We start from the raw sequence: 18595 nt of genomic DNA on the forward strand, positions 1-18595 counted from the left end.
GCCTATTTTTGTAAGATACTGCTAAACATTTAGAAATGATTAATACCCGATTAAGTGTTTGATCTCCTCAAAAGAAAGCTCGGATCTCTTCTAAGACTAGACTATTCATCAATCCATGATAACTTCTTTAATTACTTTAAATGTAAAAACCCTCTGCACTTTAGCAGAGGGTTACTCTTCATCACGATGTTGTTGTTTAGGATCACTTTCTTTATTCTCTTCTTTTAATTCATCTTCAGTCTGCATTTCTTCCATTTCTTTTCCTAACTTCTTCATTTCTTCAAAATTATCTGCCATTGAACTATTTTCGGGCTTTGTTTTTTCTTTTGTCATTTTTATCACCTCTACTTCTACGTTTCCCTATTTCTTACATCAAGAAACCTCTCCTCAAAAGAAAGACCCTTTCTATTGATCATTCGAAAAAGCCCAAGTATACATTTATTTGTACACTTGGGACTCTTTTTATCGATTCAGCAAGCTTCCGACATATCGTAAAAGCTCATTTGCAGAAGTAGAGTTATAACCATGCTCATCAATTAACCGTGCAACGACTTCGTTAACTTTCTTCAACTGCTGCTCATCTGGTGTTTTCGAAGACGTCGTAATCTTGACGACATCTTTTAAATCTGCAAATAGTTTCTTTTGTATCGCTTCACGTAGACGATCATGAGAATTGTAATCAAATCGTTTTCCTTTACGTGCATAAGCTGAAATTCGAATTAAAATCTCTTCACGGAATGCCTTCTTCGCATTTTCAGAAATACCAATCTGTTCTTCAATTGAACGCATAAGCTTTTCATCGGGATTAATTTCTTCCCCTGTTAACGGATCACGTAGCTTCGCTTTGTTGCAATAGGCCTCGACATTGTCTAGGTAATTTTCCATTAACGTCTTTGCTGACTCTTCATAAGAATAAACAAATGCTTTTTGTACTTCTTTCTTCGCAATATCATCATATTCTTTTCTGGCTAAAGATATAAAGTTCAAATACCTCTCCTTTACCTCCGCAGTAATAGAAGGGTGCTGGTCTAAGCCCTCTTTTAATGAACGCAATACATCCAAAGCATTAATAGAAGTAATTTCTTTTCGAATGATGGTAGAAGAAATTCGATTAATGACATATCGAGGATCGATCCCACTCATGCCTTCATCTGCATGTTCCTTCTTTAATTCATCTAAATCAGCTTGATTAAATCCTTCTACACTTTTTCCGTCGTATAGGCGCATCTTCTTTACTAAATCTATGTCGCCTTTCTTCGGATCCTTCAATCTTGTCAAAATCGTAAACATCGCTGCTACCTTCAATGTATGTGGAGCAATATGAACTTCTGAAACATCACTTTCACGAATCATTTTGTCGTAAATTTTCTCTTCTTCAGTTACCTTAAGGTTATATGGAATTGGCATAACGATTATTCTAGAATGCAGTGCTTCATTTTTCTTATTAGATATAAAGGAACGATACTCAGTTTCGTTCGTATGCGCAACGATGAGCTCATCAGCACTTATTAACGCAAATCGTCCTGCTTTAAAATTCCCCTCCTGAGTCAATGAAAGCAAATGCCAAAGAAACTTCTCATCACATTTCAGCATTTCTTGAAATTCCATCATTCCACGGTTTGCCTTGTTTAATTCACCATCAAAGCGATATGCACGTGGATCAGATTCAGATCCATATTCCGCGATAGTTGAAAAGTCGATGCTTCCTGTTAAATCCGCAATATCTTGGGATTTCGGATCAGATGGACTGAATGTACCTATTCCTACCCTTCGATCTTCGGAAAATAAAATTCTTTCCACAACCACATCTTCAATCCTACCGCCATACTCTTCCTCTAATCGCATCATGTTTAATGGTGACAAATTCCCTTCGATCCGAATGCCGTATTCATCATAAAAATCTTTACGTAAATGATGTGGAATTAAATGGAGAGGATCTTCGTGCATTGGACAGCCTTTGATTGCATAGACAGCGCCATTATCACTATGAGAATAAGCCTCAAGACCTCTCTTTAACATTGTCACTAAGGTCGATTTTCCACCGCTAACAGGGCCCATTAACAACAAGATCCTCTTTCTTACATCCAGTCTTTTTGCAGCAGGGTGAAAATACTCTTCTACTAATTTTTCTAAAGATTCCTCTAATCCAAACAATTGATTACTAAAAAATTGATATTTCTTTTGCCCTTTTACATCCTCAATTCCAGCATCTTTAATCATATTATAAACCCGTGAATGTGCGGACTGGGCAACCCATGGCTTCTCTTTAATAATCTCAAGATACTCAGCAAATGTTCCTTCCCATTTCAGCTTTTCTTCTTCATGGCGATACAACTCAATTTTTCTTAGAATATCCATATGGACCTCCCCTGTCGCATTATCAGAGACGATTAATATACTGTATGCGCCAGATGAAATGAACATGCGTAATCCATTTGTTTGAGATTTCTTTTTTATATTACAGAATTAAATCCCAACAATGTTTCAAATTATCCATACTTTTCATACACAATTTTTTGAATATGGGATATAATAAATGCATATGCCTTGATAATTAGGAGGGTACATACATGAAGCTAATTTTAATTCTTGGCGTTATGATTTCATTCCTTTCAGTAATCTTTACTGCTGGGTATAACGACAAGCCAGGCGTGAATAAATAAAAGACTGCATATCGCAGTCTTTTATTTTTTGTTAAAGCCTTGTTTTTCCACAAAGTCTTTCATATACAGTCTTGATTGCCTTGAAAGCATGTTAGCCATTTGGCTCGTCCACGTGTCTTCTCTTTTTCCATTCGTGCGCAGTTTATAATAGCTAGAGATTACTTCGTTATACTGATCTAAATCTTTGTCCATTGCAGATGCGTCTTGATTATACTCATTCTCATGATAAATATGTTCAAAGTGCAACCTTGGCTTAGTAGCGGTTTCTGCTGCAGGAACCCCAACTGCTACACCAAATAGAGGAATCACTCGATCGGGAATGTTTAATAACTCGCAAACTTCTGACAATTGATTACGTAGTCCTCCAATATAACAAATGCCAAGTCCCATAGATTCTGCTGCAATGACCGCATTCTGTGCCGCCAAAGCTGCGTCTATTACTGCAACCATGAACTTCTCTGTGCTTTCAAGAGTTGGAATAACGTTTGCTTCTTCTTTGTTACCAATCACTTCATGACGGTGTAAGTCAGCACAAAAAATGAAAAAGTGACCATTTTTCGCTACATATTCTTGATTCCCTGACAATTCTACTAGTTTTTCCTTTTTAACCCGGTCCGTTACCCCAATTATTGAGTACGCCTGAATAAAACTAGAGGTAGATGCCATTTGCGCCGAAGTAACAATTTCCTTTACTTGTTCTTTCGAAAGAGGCTCGTCCACAAAAGACCTTACAGATCGATGATTTTTTAATAATTGAATCACTTCATTCATGTTAATGCTCCTCTCTATTATGTAAGTAATTAAAACAGGGAAATCTAATGGAAACTATACCAAAGGATTTCCCTCATTTTATTTTACTTCAAATCAAGGTAGTTTTGCTGTCTTAATGCTTCATATACTAAAATGGCAGCAGTATTTGAAAGATTTAATGACCGCATATGCTCATTCATTGGGATCCTTAATGCACGATCCTTATTGTTTTCAATTACACCCTGAGGAAGACCAGTCGTTTCTCTTCCAAAAATAAAGTAATAATCTTGATTCAAATTCGAGTAATCAAAGTGCGAATGTGGTTTAGTTCCATACTTCGTTAAATAAAAGAACTCTCCACCTGCGTTTTTTTCATAAAAGTCATCTAATGAATCATAATAAACGATATTTACAAATTCCCAATAATCCAATCCTGCACGCTTTAACATTTTATCATCAGTTGAGAAGCCCAACGGACGAATCAAATGGAGAGTTGTTCCTGTTGCTGCACAAGTACGTGCAATATTCCCAGTGTTTGATGGGATTTCTGGTTGGTATAATACGACATGGACTGCCAAGTTCTTCACCTCTAATTTATTATCACTCTGTATTATACCAAAGAGTAAAGAAACGAAAAAGGTTCTGACAATGTAGGGAAGCTTTTAATAACAGGAGAACCAGATTTGGCAAGCATCGGAGTGAAGAACAAAAAGAAAACTTGGTTCATGTATGGATACTAACGACCTATGTGAGCGTTTTTCAACAACCTGAATAATGGCCCTTTCTCATTCCTCTACAATTGAAAAAAATTTATACTTTATATTTGGCGTATAAGCTGTTGAATCCTCATATGCCCAGTAACGCTTTCGACTATTGGATGTATTTGCATTTACAAGAGGCATTGCGTTCGCATCCCAACCCGTTACAATTGTTGTATGGTCATACCTACCATCCCCTTGAAAGTCATAACAAATAATATCTCCTAAACGTAGTTCTTCCGGTTTCATTACTTCCTTCGCTTGTAACCCAATAGTAGAGTTCGCTAAATACAAGCGCATGGAGTGGGCTACTGTCCAGCTATAGCTCCAGTTGCTTCCGCCCATCCACCAACCTTTTCCACGATTCGGAGTCCCTCTCATTGGAGCGCCACCAGCACGTAAGCACTGAGAAATATAATTTGTGCAATTATCATTAAAATTTTTAAACGCAGGATTATGGCTGTCCCACCATTTCTCAGCGTACTGAACAGCTTTTAACCGGTCATATTTGTACTTGTACCTCTCCGGCTCAACATCCTCATCAATAATGAATGGTTCAGTAACTTCTTCAGAGACATCTCGGATGATTTTCTTGTCTTCAACGATTACCCCTTTATATACCTCCGCCTCCCGTGTTTCCACTTCTTCTTCTATATAAAATCGATCTTTTTGCTTAATAAAGTATTGTAGGTGTGCTGTATATTGAATCAACTCTTTTTGTGGATCCAAATTTTTAATGAGTACTATTTTCCCTGTTGCCTTTGCATTTATTATTTCTGCATCCCTTTTCGAAAAGCTTTCGACTTTTCTCTTTATCTCTGGACAAAACTCCTCAACATTACGACTTGATGCTACACATTGTTGGACCCGCTTCGATAATCTCTCTTGTAGTTGGCTTCTCACATAGCATCTCTCCTTTCATACTAACTATATGAAAGCAATCGATGCTTCATCATAAGATTTGCACAAAAAAGGCGAACATTTACTGTTCCACCTTTGTCAGTTTTAACCCTTTTTCAATCTCTTCCTTTACGTCTTCATCCTTTTCAATTACCAAAGCTTCCTTCAATAATGAATAGGAATCATTCGCATTGATTTTCCCGATTGCCCATGCAGCGGTTCCCCTCATTACTGGACGCGGGTCTTTCTTCATCACTTCAGAAAGCAAGTCAATGGCACTTTCATCTTTAAAGAATGCCAAGGCTAGTATTGCGTTACGTTGTATTGGTTTCTTACCTCGCCATGAACCCGACAAATGCCCAAACTGCTCTTTAAATTCACGGTTTGATAATGACAAAATTGGTTTTAATAACGGCTTCACGGTTTCTGGATCAGGCTCCATCTCCTCATGTAGATGAAAGTCGATTCCCTTATTTTCTGGACATACTGTTTGGCATGTATCGCATCCATAAATACGGTTTCCTATCTCTTCACGAAATTCATCAGGAATAAATCCTTTTGTTTGCGTTAAGAAAGCTACACATCTTTGCGCATTTAATTGCCCTCCTTGTACAAGCGCTCCAGTCGGACAAGCATCGATGCATTTCGTACATGTTCCACAACGATCCTCCATCGGTTCACTTGGTACGAAGGGGATATTTGTAATCATTTCTCCTAAATACACATATGAGCCAAACTCAGGTGTAATGATTGCACAATTTTTTCCACTCCAACCAATGCCCGCTCGCTCTGCAACAGCACGATCGGATAATTCACCTGTATCGACCATTGATTTTAAGCGGACATCAGGTACATGCTGTATTAAAAATTCCTCTAGCTTTTGTAACCGATCTTTCAATATATGATGGTAGTCTATCCCCCAAGAAGCACGACAAAAGATGCCGCGCCTTGCTTTTTTCTTTCCTACAACTCGTTCTTTCATTTTCGATGGGTACGCCAATGCAATGGAAATGATTGACCTTGGCTCTTCCATTAATAATCCTGGATTTACACGTTTTTCAATATCAGGTTCTTCAAAACCTGATTGAAATCCAAGCTCTTGCTGTTGGATCAACCGATTCTTTAATCCATCAAATGTTGAAGCTGTTGTAAAGCCAATCTTGTCAATTCCAATCTCTTTACTATAAGCAATGAGTTCTTCTTGTAACTCTTTCAATTTCATCTCGTGTCGCCTCCCTTCAGCTAGACTCTTTTATTTAAATTCACACTGGTAACTATGATAAACTATTTATACACAAATTTGGAGGTGGAATCGTTGGAAATTCATATTTCAACCGAAATCCCAGAGCTGATATCAGGTTTTAAAATCGGTGTTATTCACTATCAAGACATTATAGTCGGAGAATCACCACAAATGGTAAAAGGTCGACTTCAACTTTTTCAAGAATCTAAATTCCTTGAGTTAGAGAACAAAGCCATTACCGATGTAGATGGAATTAAAGAATGGCGTCAAATTTTTAAAACTACTGGCAAGGATCCGAACCGCTACCGCCACTCCGCAGAAGCGCTCTATAGAAGAATAATGAAGCAAAATTACATAAATCCTGTGAACAGTGCAATAGATTTGAACAACTTCTTTTCCATACAGTATGCCGTTCCAATCGGAATTTATAATAGCGACTTATTAGCTGGCTCAGTTGAAATTCGTATTGGAAGAGATGGAGAAGAATACATCGGTTTAAACGGAAGAAGTAACTCGTTAAAAGGTCTTATTCTCTCTGCAGACAAAGTCGGTCCGTTCGGTACGCCATTTGTTGATTCAGAACGAACGGCTGTTGATGAGAAAGTCAAAAACGCCTTACAAATCATATACTTACGACCATCTATTGATTCTGTAGAAGCTGAGAAGCTGACAAAATCATTAATGGACATGTTCCTTCAAATTCATGGTGGCTCTGGTGAATTTAAAGTGTTAGGTTAGACTGTGACTTCATGCACAGTCTTTTTCCTTATAAACCGAAAGAATTTCTGATACTATAAAAAAACGCAACATTTCGTTCTCATTGAAACGAAACACTGCGTTGGTTATGTATTGGAGCGGGTGAAGGGAATCGAACCCTCATCATCAGCTTGGAAGGCTGAGGTTTTACCACTAAACTACACCCGCATATATAATTGTATGTTCATAATCCATTTTTCGCTTAACGTTCGGTCATGCCTCTTTCTCTTCTAGCCTATTCATAGAAGTGAATGCGGCGAGGCAACTCGCTGCCTTTTCACTGGTGCATCGCTCGTGGCTGAGGTTTTACCACTAAACTACACCCGCATATATAAATTTAATTATTTTTTTCGACTAAGTCGAATTTTGTCGTTTGCTACAACAATAACTATATTACTCTTTTATGAATGCGCTGTCAACATGAATATCAAAAAAAATAATAGAAAATGTGTATAACAGATTACTCAATAATCTGCTACACACATTGGCTATTTTTATTGTTATATGAACCATCGGTCAAGTTTATGCTTAATTATTTTGCTCTTGATTTAACTTTCTGTTCATATGAAATATGAAAACAGATTCATTTTTATTGAGCTGTATATCCACCATCAACGATTAGGCTTTGCCCGCTCATAAATGTTGAATCATCAGATGCCATAAACAGTACTGCTTTTGCCATTTCTTCTGGTTGACCTAATCTCTTCATAGGCGTTGCTGCTGAAAGTGCTGCTTTGCTTTCTTCTGGTATGATTGGTGTGTCAATAAAACCTGGGCATAATGCATTGACACGAATATTTTTATCTGCGTATTCAAGCGCTAATGAGCGAGTTAAGTTTACTACGCCACCTTTTGCTGCATTATATGCTGCTGATCCTGGTGAACCAACCCATCCGTACATGGAAGCTGTATTTACGATCGTGCCTCCACCTGTTTTTAACATTTCACGAATCGCTTCTCTAGCAACAAGGAACACTCCATCTAAATCAACGTTCACTGTATTTCTCCACTCAGAATAGTCTAATTCATGAGTAGGATGAACACGACCGATTCCAGCATTGTTAAAGACAACATCCACTTTTCCAAATGCTGCAACTGCTTTCTTATATACATTTATTACTTCTTCTTCAACAGTAATATTTGCCTTTACGAATAATGCTTCAGCATTTTGTGCTTTCAATTCTTGTTCAAAAGCTGCGCCTTTTTCTTCGTTTAAATCTACAAGTACAACTTTTGCCCCTTCTTCAACAAATAAACGCGCTGTAGCTGCCCCGATACCAGATACACCACCAGTAATAATTGCTACTTTATCTTGTAATTTTCCCATTTCCTTGTTCCTCCTTTATAATAGAAATAGCACATTTATAGTGTCTCTATTATTTAAAAGCAAACTCATAATTGTGCTATTTTGTTCACATTTATAGTGTATATGATTGCTTATTTCAGAAAAATCATTAAAAATAGTTCTATCGTCTATTTAATAGACACTGCGTATCAAAATGTCTATTTAAAGGAAGGTTTTTATGAAGGATGATCTACATTCTACGCGAAGGCAAATACGTACTAGAAATCATTTAAAATCTGCATTGATTGAATTGATTAAAGAAAAAGGCTTTCACTCAACTACAGTAAAAGATATTATTCTACAAGCTGATTATAATCGCAGCACTTTCTATGTCCACTATCAGGACAAGTATGACCTTGCTGAAGATTTAATGTCAACCATGCTAAGTGGTCTTGAGAATTCCGTTGGCAAACCTTATTCACAAGGACAAAAAGTGTTAACGGAGAATTTAGGTGTGTGGTCTTTTAGTATCATTACATATATTTATAACAACCGTGAATTTTTTGAGCTCATTAAATACACTGATACTTTACCGGGGATTCACACTCGGTTTCCTCAGGCAATCATCAATATTTATGAACAACAATTTATCTTTGAAACAATTAATCATATACCAGTGAACATGAATTATTTTAAACGTTATACTGCATATGGATTTTATGGGCTTGTCCTTAATTGGATTATGAACGAATTTAAAGAACCGCAAGATTCATTCATTCAAGAAGTGATTGATTTAACAAAAACGCATATTCATTCATTTAAATATATTGGGAAATAAAATTGAAACTTGCTTTCTTTTTAACCGTATTAGTAAGTATTAAAAATGAGAATGGATGGATGATATGAAAGACTGGTGGGAGAAAAAGAAAAGTAAAACAAGGAAACGGCAGAAGGAAGGAAAAGGATATACTTTCACTGATTTTATGTTTGACGTCTTATTCTGGCTTCCCGAGATAATTTTATTGCCACTTAGAATCATCTTCTGGATGGTTAGAGGATTGGGTAGAAGCATTGGAGACCTTTTTTAATGGGCTCTTCTTTTTTTGTGAGTGCACAATGAACTGTGTAAGTAGGGACTCCGCGGTTGCATACTCACACAGTTCTATTTGATCCATTAATAAATATAAAACGTAAGGTCGGAAAAATGAAAAGAAAATTTACTAACTAAATGGAAGAACAGCATTAGCTATGATTTTACACGTGCATTAAATAACATTTTTGATCCTTTGTTTGGTCACTGATAAAAGGTCAATACGTTTCACCTTTCATATTATGAATGGAATAACAAGGGATAGTAGCAATTGTATGGAAAGAAGATTGTGATTACATCGCAGAAAATAGTGGAACGTGCATTTCTCCTAATTGGTATGTTTCACAATTGTATCCGAAGTTTACACACTCTTTTCTTTTCTCTGTAAGAGCACTGCAGCAATGACAATGACTCCCTTGAAGGCTTCCCTTAAAAAAGGTGGCACTCCAAATAGATTGAGAAGGTTGTTCATAACGGCAATGATGAGCATTCCATATACAGTTCCGAGGATAAATCCTCTTCCCCCCATCATGCTTGTTCCACCCACGACTGCCGCGGCAATCGCGTCCATTTCCATACCACGACCAGCATTGGAAAAATCCATCGACCCAATTCGGGAAACTTGAATGATCGCAGCAATTGAGACTAGCAATCCCATTAGCGCATATACACGTAGCTTAACTCGGTCAACATTGATACCAGAAAGCTTTGCAGCACGTTCGTTTGAGCCTACGGCAATTATTTGTCTACCAAATGTCGTTCTTTTTGAAACATAATAAAGAACAATCGCTATTATTGTCCAATAGACAATTGGCATGATCATAAAGTTCCCAATTTTTAAGCTAGCAATCTGGAGGAATTCAACTGGCACTTTAGGATTGTTGCCCTGCATAAAATGTTGCGTCACACTTCTAAAAATCATCATTGCCCCTAACGTAGCAATAAATGGTGGAACTCTACCTTTCGTTATGGTTGTGCCGATTAGCGTTCCTAATAAATAGCCAAAGACTAAAACGATTAAAATTGTGATGATAAATGCTGGCAGACCTGTTATACCCATAGCTGATAATAAACCATTCGTACCTGTATCCAAGAGCATCATCGCAAGTGCCCCTGTCATGACAAGCGTGGAGCCCACTGCTAAATCAATTCCACCGGTCATAATAACAAAAGTCATTCCTAATGCAACAATCGCTGTTGCTGCATTATTTCGCAGAATGTTGATCCAGTTATTCGTCCATGCCTGAAACCAGCTGCCAAATGAATCGTAATCAAAACCTAATACAAGTGTTTGCAGAATCACCATGATAAGGAGTGCAATAAAAATACTGAACAGTGGGTCATTCGACCATTTGTATTTAAACCATGAGGCAAAGTTACGACTTTTCTTATTTGACGAATGCTCTAAATTAAGTTCATTCACTGGGTTCCCCTCCTTTTTCAAGCAATGCTTGACCACCTGTTGCTAAACGCATGATTTCATGTTCATTCATTGTACTTTCCAAAACTTCTCCTTGAATCTCACCATGATACATAACGTACGCCCTGTCACATATGCGCATGATTTCATTCGCTTCACTTGCAAGTACTACGATCGCCATTCCCTCTTCCGCAAGCTTTAAGATGATATCGTATATATCCTCTTTTGCTCCTACATCGACTCCTTGAGTAGGATTGTCCAAAATCAGTAACTTTGGTTTTGTCGCCAACCACTTAGCTAATACAACCTTTTGCTGATTTCCTCCTGAAAGACTGGTTATGCTATCTGTGAACGCACCCATTTTAATGCGTAAAGAATCACGTTGTTCTGCAAAACCTGTATGTTGCTTTTCTCTATCAATGGACCCGAACCTTGAATAGAGTGGCCATGACACAATCGAAGCATTCTCGATGATATCCATATCTTTTATGATCGCATTTTCCTTCCGATTTCTTGGAACATAGGCAATTCCTTTATTGATCGCGTCCAATGTGTTTTTAATTTTTGTTTTATTCCCTTTTATATAAATGCTTCCTTCATCAATCTTCTTATCACCAAAAACTGCTTGAAATACTTCGCTTCGCCCATCTCCCAAAAGTCCAGTAAAACCAACAATCTCACCTTCTTTAATCGAAAAGGAAACGTCATTAAAAAAAGTAGAATTCATGAGACCCTCTACTCGAAGGATTTCAGCTCCAATCGCCTTCATGCGCGTTAGCTGTTCAGTCCGGACATTATAGCCTACCATATACCGAGCAAGGTCATCGATTGCCACATCCTTAACTTCTCCGTCTGCAACAAGATTTCCATCTCTAAGGACAACATAGCGATCACAAATTTGCTTCACTTCTTTTAACTTATGAGAGATAAAAATAATGCCTACCCCTTTATCACGAAGTGTGTGCATCATAGAAAACACACGATCAATTTCTTGATCTGTTAAAGAGGTGGTAGGCTCATCCATAATGAGATAGGATGCATTTGACATCATTGCTCTACAGATTTCAACGATTTGTTTATAAGATGCATCCAATCCGCCCACAAGCATTGTTGGGTCGAGATCTACATTCATTTGCTGAAATATTTTTTGCGTTTCTTTCTTCATTCTTTCTAGATCAAGAAATCCCCATCTCGTTTTAATTTCTCTTCCAAGAAACATGTTTTCATAGATGGGCAAATCATTGATTAAATTTAGTTCTTGATGAATAAAGGCCACACCTGCTTGTTGAGAATCTGATGGTGAATGAAATACAATGTTGTTCCCATCTATCAAGATTGATCCCGAATCCATTTGGTGCACACCACCAAGAATATTCATTAACGTCGACTTTCCCGCACCATTTTCTCCTAATAACGCACAAATTTCACCACCTTCAAGTGTAAAAGAAACATCCTTTAACACCTGATTTTCTCCAAAGTTCTTTATAATATGGTTCATTTCAATCATTGACGATCACATCACTTTCATTAGAAAAGAAAGGCTATAGCGAATGCCATAACCTTCCATTCTATTAAACTTAATATGGTGAATTTTCATCGATGAATTGCTCATAGTTCTCTCTGTCTACAATCGTCGTCGGGATAATCGTTTCCTTTTCCACTTCTTCTCCTTTTAATACTTTAAGTGCAACGTCCACAGCGTCCTTCACCATCGCAGGGCTATAAAGTGCAGACTGAATCCAAAGAGCTTCATTTTGAGGCATCATATTAAAATATTCCTGCATGCCTCCGCCACCTGTTACGACTTTAATATCTGTTCTACCAGATTCATTAATAGCTTGTAAGACGCCAATAGACGTTTCATCATCCATTGAATAGACAGCATCGATTTTATTTAAGCTCGTGAGAATATCTGCAAAATCCTTTAATCCAGCTTCTCTTGTAAATTGGGTTGCATATGTGTGCAGTTCAATATTAGGTGCCAGCTCTTCAATCGTCTCTACAAAGCCTTTCCCTCTTAATTCTGACACTGAACCAGATGAAGGTACTTCTAAAACAACGACATTCCCCTCTGTTCCTATTTTATCTACAATGTATTTAGCTCCTTGAATTCCCATATCTTCATTGTCTCCAGCAACGCGATATACATCATCAACATTGATGACTATATCAAAATTAACAACCTTGATTCCCTCTTCAATAGCCCGTTGTATCGGCACTTCCATTCCTTCCCATTGTGGGAATGCTACAATTGCTTCGGCGCCCCATGTCATTAAATCATCTAATTGTGAGGTCATTTCCTCCGCATTGCTACTCGTTTGAATTTGAAAATCGATTTCATTAGAAAGTTCCTTTGCCCGTGCTTCTGCGTGATACGCGACTGCTGCCACCCACCCATGTGTTACAGCTGGTGCCAAAATGCCAACCTTATATTTACCTTCTTCGTTCTCTCCATCTGGTGAATCTCCATTTTCATTTGTCTTATCAGCATTACAAGCACTTAATACTGGTATCAAACAGATGACCAACAATATGAAAACATACAATCCTTTTTTCATTACATTGCCCCCTTTTTTAAATAGAAAATAAGAAAACGCTTACATTTAATAGGATCTATAATCGAACGATCTGTTTCGTCTCCAATGATGTCTCGATTGCTTCTAGAACCTTTAATGTATATAAAACATCATGCAATGAAATCACTTGATTCTCTTCATTACGATCCATGCAGTTGAGAAAGTAGGAAAGTTCGAGATGAAATGGATTGTTTTTCTCAACCTTAATAGGAAATTGTTTTTGATGACTGTAGGAAATAAATTGGTTATTATGGTTACCTATATCCTCAATATTCTCACCTGCGGAAACTCTGTATTCTATTGTCCCTTTGCTTCCCTGCGCACGATAAGAAATTGTAAATGGATATCCAGTTGGCATTCGATGTGAAGCTTCAATAAAAGCTTTAGCCTTATTTTTAAACAACATCGTCGTCATAATATGATCCCATGCACCATAGCGATTTTTACATCCGACCGCATAGATTGATTCGATCTCGCCTAGATAAAAAATCGTAAAATCAACATCATGGATGTGAAGATCAAACAGCGCACCACCACTTTTTTCTTTGTGCATAAACCAATCACTCCATGTAGGTGCTTGACCTAAACGTTGGGCATGAACGACTTCAATCTCTCCTATGTGCTCTGATTGCTTTATTTCATTGTATTCCGGCCAAAACCGAAGCAAATGGCCTACAAATAGGGTTACTCCATAAGCTTGAACTGCATTTATTATTTTTTCTGCTGATGCTGAAGTTAAAGTTAACGGTTTTTCACAAATAATATCTTTTCCAGCTTCAGCTGCCTTTAAGATAAACTCTTCATGTAAATAGGTTGGTAGACAAATATCGATGACATCGATTTCTTCTCTTTGCAATAGCTCCTCATAATCGGAAACAGTAACGCCATCGAACAACCTATATGTTTCATCGTCTTCGATCTTACTTCGCGAATAAATCGCTGTAACTTTTGCATTTTCAATTGATTGATAAGCTCTCAAATGTTCTTTTCCAATATAACCGTATCCGACGAGGCCGATATTTTTCATATAAATCTCCTTATGCTAAGATGCTTGAAAGGTAGCGATACGATCTTTTAACAGCTTCATTCACCTCTTCAAGACTTGCCGGACCACTTGCTGTAAACTCGATCTCAACACTAATTGGTCCTTTATAATCTGCCTTTTGTAAAATCGCGAACAATCGGGGGAAATCAATATCTCCATCCCCAATGGCAGGAAAATTCCATTCGTTTTGAGCACCACTTTTATCTTTTAGATGAATAAACGCTATATCAGAGGCGCAAGCTTCTATGTCATCATACAGATTGGCATTTCCATAATAGATGACATTCCCTGTATCATAATTGATTTTGACACGACGATTCATTTTCTGGACTAACCCTCTCAATGATTGACCTGTTGCATAATTATTTCCATGTGTTTCTAGTGTTAACACCTTTCCTACGTCATCACATTTATGAACAATTGGCTCTAACTGCTCCACTAAAATTCGTTCATCGTCTATTACATCTTGATCATTGTGAGAATCTCCTGTAGCCGTTACAACATATATGCAATTAAAATAGTGCGCTAAATCTATACTTTTGAAAAGGTTCAAAATCCCTTCCTCTTTCATGACATTACTATGTGCACCAATACCTATACAGTTCATCTCATATTTTTGCAGCAAATCTCTCGCTTCTCTAAGCTGTTCAGCTGACATCTCAGGCAACACATGAGCTGTGTGATCCTTCACTGCGGATAATTCAATATTAGTAAACCCTGCTTCCCTTGCTCCATTCAACGCTTCCTCTAATGAAAAGCCATGATACGTATTTGAATTAATTGCTAGTTGTTCAAGCATTATTACCTCCCTCCCTATCTAGTATCCTCTCAATCACTTTTAGCGAAGCAATCGCTTGCTCTCCTGTCACTGGAGGCTCTTTATCATTTAGAATGCAATCAATAAAGGCATCAATAACTCCAGATGTTGATTGCTGATTGTTTGTTTGGATCGAATCAACATCATACGTTATGACGGTTCCATCTCTCTTTTCGACCACTAAAGGCGCATCTAACTGTGCATAGATTTTAATCACTCCATATTGACAATAAATGATCGTCGAATTGTCTTCAGCTCCATAATAGGTCCATGAAAATGAGGCAGTCCCAAGCGTCCCCTTTTTCGTTTTCATTGCGCAAACAACGTTATCGCACACTTCGATTGGTTTTCCACATTCATCGACCTTGTCAAGTGCTCCATGAAAGGAGTATACATCTTCGATTTCATCCTCAAGAAGATAGTGAATCAAGTCGATTTTATGAATTCCAAGGTCTCCTGCAACACCTGACCAAGAACGATCTCTTTTAAAAAACCATGTACTATTTGACTTATTAACTCCCCAATTTTCGGGGCCTTGATGGCCAAATGTCGTTTTAAAAGTTAGCACTTTGCCTAGCTCTTGTTTTTCAATAAGCTCTCTTGCCTTCTGATGTGCTTTTGTAAAACGTTGGTTATGATCAATCATTAACTTTTTACCTGATTTCTTTTCGGCTGCTAACATTTCTTCAGCGTGACGTACACTCTTTGCCAATGGTTTTTCACATAAAACATGTTTTCCACTTAATAATGCTCTAGTCGTATGAATATGATGAACCTCATTAGAGGAACAATCACTAATTGCTACGATAGTTGGATCATTCATTACTTCATCAATTGTTTCTACAACCGTTCCACCGAAGGTTGTTGCTAACTCTTTTGCCCTATCAATATTGCGATCATAAAAGACGATTTGTTCAACATGTGGATTGGCTTTGTATTCTGGTGCATGCCGATATTTTGTGATGGAACCACAACCAATAATGCCTACTTTTATACTCAATCACATTCCCCCTCTCATTAACCCATTGTTGACTCTCTTATAATTAAATCATGATCTAGCAATACGCTTTCTATTTGCTCACCTTTAATCTTCATCATGAGCATATTTGCGGCTGTGCACCCCATTTTGTACATCGGCTGAGCGACTGTTGTGAGCGTTGGATTCGTCATACTTGAAAAACTAATATTATCAAAGCCCACTACTAGTAGATCACGTGGTACATGTAATCCACATGATGAAATTCCCTTCATTGCACCAATCGCTAATGTATCAGAAACAGCAAAAACAGCTGTTGGCTTTTCGTCCTGTTGTAGTAAAACTCTCATCGCTTGAACGCCACTCTGAAAGGCTAAATCCCTCGTATGATAAATCCATTCTTTTTTTATTGGGAGATTAAATTCTTTTAGTGCTTTCTCATAACCATTTCGTCGCTGTCTAGCATATAGAAACGTTTCGTCTGAATTAATAAAAGCAATTTTGTCAGTGCCCAACTTAATTAAATGTTTCACTGCTTGATAGGCGGCTGCTTCATGATCAATCGTTATATAAGGAATGCTTCCCCCTTCCTCGTATTCACTACATAGAATCACTGAATGTTGTTGAGCTAATTCACTTAATTTTTTCATATTAACTGTAGGATCCATTGAAATCATCCCATCAGCTAGTTTATTCTTCATCATATTAAAATAAATATTTTCACGTTGAGGGTTAGAGTCGGTTTCACATAGGAGAAGATTGTAGTTGTTTGCAATGGCTGTGTCTTGAATGCCGTTGATAATTTCGTTATAAAAAGGGTTTGAAATGCTTGGGAGAAGAACTAATAGTAGACGGCTTTCAGAATTTCTTAAATTTCTCCCCAACATGCTCGGTTCATAGTTTAGTTCTTTAATTGCATTTTCAACCTTTACTCTCGTTTTTGTACTTACAGATGAAACGTTATTCAGTACCCTTGAAACTGTTGCAACAGAAACACCTGCTTTTTGAGCTACTTGCTGGATATTTGCCATTATGGTTCCCTCTTTCAAATTGTATGTCTGTTTTTTGTAATCGATTACAAAATTGTTTTTTAAGAATTTATTAGATTACTAATCCATATAGTAGAATAAAGCAATTCATAACCAATTTTTAGGATTTTCATCATAAAAATGTTCATGTAATGGATTACAAAGGAGGATGTTAGAATGAAATTGGGTGTTTTTACTGTTTTATTCTCAAGAAAAAAGCTTGAAGACATGCTTGATCACGTTGTTTCAATGGGAATTGAGGCTGTAGAGCTCGGTACTGGTGGATATCCTGGGGATGATCATTGCAAGATAGTTGAATTACTTCATGATTCAAAAAAACAATCAGAATTTCTAAATACATTTAAGGCAAGAGGTATCATAATTAGTGCGCTAAGTTGTCACAGCAATCCTCTACATCCTCAGAGTTCGATCGCACAGGAAGCAGATGATCTTCTTATAAAAACGATTCAATTAGCAAGTAAACTGGGCATCTCTGTCGTCAATACTTTTTCCGGTTGCCCTGGAGACCATGATGGAGCAAAATATCCGAATTGGCCAGTCGCAGTGTGGCCCAATGATTATCAAGAGATCTTAAGATGGCAATGGGAAGAAAAAATCATTCCCTATTGGAAGGAAAAAGCAGCATTTGCCCAGCAGCTCAATGTGAAAATTGGGCTTGAATTGCACGGCGGTTTCTCCATCCATACACCCGCAACACTTCTGCGATTAAGAGATGCATGTGGTCCTGCCATTGGCGCTAACCTTGATCCAAGTCATATGTGGTGGCAAGGCATTGATCCTATTGAGGCGATTAAATTACTTGGAAAAGAGAATGCCATTCATCACTTCCATGCGAAGGATACGATCATTGATAAAACCAATACGAATCGAAACGGCTTAACTGACATGACCCCATACAGCGACATGAAAAACCGTTCATGGTATTTCCGAACTGTTGGGTATGGCCACGATTCAAAAGTTTGGGCAGATATTATCAGCACCCTCCGTCTCTATGGATATGATGATGTCATCAGCATTGAACATGAAGATGGATTAATGTCTATAGACGAAGGATTTGAAAAAGCTGTTCAAACGTTAAAACCAATCATGGTGAGACAATCAACAGAAGAAATGTGGTGGGTGTAGGATTCATATCAAAATTCTATGCCTTCCGGTGATCAAAAAAAGGATCCCCTGTATGAGGATCCGAGATTGTAGACAAAGTCGATTTCTGACTTTGTCTACATTTTTTTAGAGAACTTATTAACAATAGATGAAACTCACAGAC

Annotated in this window: 17 protein-coding genes and 1 tRNA gene; 3 read left to right on the top strand and 15 right to left on the bottom strand. The window is 37.6% G+C overall.

Translation table 11 applies throughout. The annotated features are described in order from the left end of the window. Positions 1–171 precede the first annotated feature (171 nt). The 6 genes from AC6F34_RS13100 to queG form a co-directional block, all read right to left on the bottom strand. Positions 172–333, bottom strand: coding sequence for a hypothetical protein (locus AC6F34_RS13100; RefSeq protein ID WP_500772829.1), 162 nt, complete (start codon positions 331–333; stop codon positions 172–174). A gap of 129 nt (positions 334–462) precedes the next feature. Beyond that, on the bottom strand, positions 463–2358 hold the full coding sequence (locus AC6F34_RS13105; protein ID WP_500772830.1) for a PrkA family serine protein kinase: 1896 nt from the start codon (positions 2356–2358) through the stop codon (positions 463–465). A gap of 326 nt (positions 2359–2684) precedes the next feature. Then, complete coding sequence (gene nfsA, locus AC6F34_RS13110) at positions 2685–3434, bottom strand: oxygen-insensitive NADPH nitroreductase (protein ID WP_500772832.1); 750 nt, start codon at positions 3432–3434, stop codon at positions 2685–2687. A gap of 83 nt (positions 3435–3517) precedes the next feature. After that, entirely contained in the window at positions 3518–3991 is a 474-nt protein-coding gene (gene trmL / locus AC6F34_RS13115) for a tRNA (uridine(34)/cytosine(34)/5-carboxymethylaminomethyluridine(34)-2'-O)-methyltransferase TrmL (protein WP_500772834.1), read from the bottom strand. Positions 3992–4198: 207 nt separating this feature from the next. Continuing rightward, positions 4199–5074: an amidase domain-containing protein gene (locus AC6F34_RS13120; RefSeq protein ID WP_500772836.1), complete on the bottom strand. Its 876-nt coding sequence runs from the start codon at positions 5072–5074 to the stop codon at positions 4199–4201. A gap of 79 nt (positions 5075–5153) precedes the next feature. Beyond that, positions 5154–6293, bottom strand: coding sequence for a tRNA epoxyqueuosine(34) reductase QueG (gene queG / locus AC6F34_RS13125; RefSeq protein ID WP_500772838.1), 1140 nt, complete (start codon positions 6291–6293; stop codon positions 5154–5156). 93 nt (positions 6294–6386) lie between these two features. On the opposite strand from queG, the gene AC6F34_RS13130 reads away from it, so the two are divergent. Further along, the gene (locus tag AC6F34_RS13130; protein WP_500772839.1) at positions 6387–7052 is read left to right on the top strand and encodes a B3/B4 domain-containing protein; all 666 of its coding nucleotides are present in this window, start codon (positions 6387–6389) and stop codon (positions 7050–7052) included. Between the two features lie 112 nt (positions 7053–7164). Here the strand turns inward: AC6F34_RS13130 and AC6F34_RS13135 are convergent. Both AC6F34_RS13135 and AC6F34_RS13140 read right to left on the bottom strand, forming a co-directional pair. Then, positions 7165–7238 (bottom strand) — tRNA-Gly (locus AC6F34_RS13135). Positions 7239–7659: 421 nt separating this feature from the next. Continuing rightward, positions 7660–8397: an SDR family NAD(P)-dependent oxidoreductase gene (locus tag AC6F34_RS13140; protein WP_500772841.1), complete on the bottom strand. Its 738-nt coding sequence runs from the start codon at positions 8395–8397 to the stop codon at positions 7660–7662. 196 nt (positions 8398–8593) lie between these two features. Between AC6F34_RS13140 and AC6F34_RS13145 the strand changes: the two genes are divergently transcribed. Beyond that, on the top strand, positions 8594–9193 hold the full coding sequence (locus AC6F34_RS13145) for a TetR/AcrR family transcriptional regulator (RefSeq protein ID WP_500772843.1): 600 nt from the start codon (positions 8594–8596) through the stop codon (positions 9191–9193). Between the two features lie 613 nt (positions 9194–9806). On the opposite strand, the gene AC6F34_RS13150 is transcribed toward AC6F34_RS13145, so the two are convergent. The 7 genes from AC6F34_RS13150 to AC6F34_RS13180 all read right to left on the bottom strand — a co-directional run bounded on the left by AC6F34_RS13150 (position 9807) and on the right by AC6F34_RS13180 (position 17310). Beyond that, complete coding sequence (locus tag AC6F34_RS13150) at positions 9807–10868, bottom strand: ABC transporter permease (RefSeq protein ID WP_500772845.1); 1062 nt, start codon at positions 10866–10868, stop codon at positions 9807–9809. Continuing rightward, positions 10861–12372, bottom strand: a complete 1512-nt coding sequence (locus AC6F34_RS13155) for a sugar ABC transporter ATP-binding protein (RefSeq protein WP_500772847.1) — start codon at positions 12370–12372, stop codon at positions 10861–10863. Before AC6F34_RS13155 ends, AC6F34_RS13150 begins: the two co-directional genes overlap by 8 nt. Before the next feature lie 70 nt (positions 12373–12442). Further along, positions 12443–13423: an ABC transporter substrate-binding protein gene (locus AC6F34_RS13160; protein WP_500772849.1), complete on the bottom strand. Its 981-nt coding sequence runs from the start codon at positions 13421–13423 to the stop codon at positions 12443–12445. Between the two features lie 55 nt (positions 13424–13478). Then, entirely contained in the window at positions 13479–14468 is a 990-nt protein-coding gene (locus AC6F34_RS13165) for a Gfo/Idh/MocA family protein (protein ID WP_500772851.1), read from the bottom strand. 10 nt (positions 14469–14478) lie between these two features. Continuing rightward, positions 14479–15285: a sugar phosphate isomerase/epimerase family protein gene (locus AC6F34_RS13170; RefSeq protein WP_500772853.1), complete on the bottom strand. Its 807-nt coding sequence runs from the start codon at positions 15283–15285 to the stop codon at positions 14479–14481. Beyond that, positions 15278–16303, bottom strand: coding sequence for a Gfo/Idh/MocA family protein (locus AC6F34_RS13175; RefSeq protein ID WP_500772855.1), 1026 nt, complete (start codon positions 16301–16303; stop codon positions 15278–15280). Before AC6F34_RS13175 ends, AC6F34_RS13170 begins: the two co-directional genes overlap by 8 nt. Before the next feature lie 17 nt (positions 16304–16320). Then, the gene (locus AC6F34_RS13180) at positions 16321–17310 is read right to left on the bottom strand and encodes a LacI family DNA-binding transcriptional regulator (RefSeq protein WP_500772857.1); all 990 of its coding nucleotides are present in this window, start codon (positions 17308–17310) and stop codon (positions 16321–16323) included. Positions 17311–17484: 174 nt separating this feature from the next. Here AC6F34_RS13180 and AC6F34_RS13185 point away from each other — a divergent pair, with 174 nt between their 5' ends. Further along, positions 17485–18453, top strand: coding sequence for a sugar phosphate isomerase/epimerase family protein (locus AC6F34_RS13185; protein ID WP_500772859.1), 969 nt, complete (start codon positions 17485–17487; stop codon positions 18451–18453). Positions 18454–18595: the final 142 nt, after the last annotated feature.

The sequence above is a fragment of the Niallia sp. CD-39 genome (genome assembly GCF_059874745.1).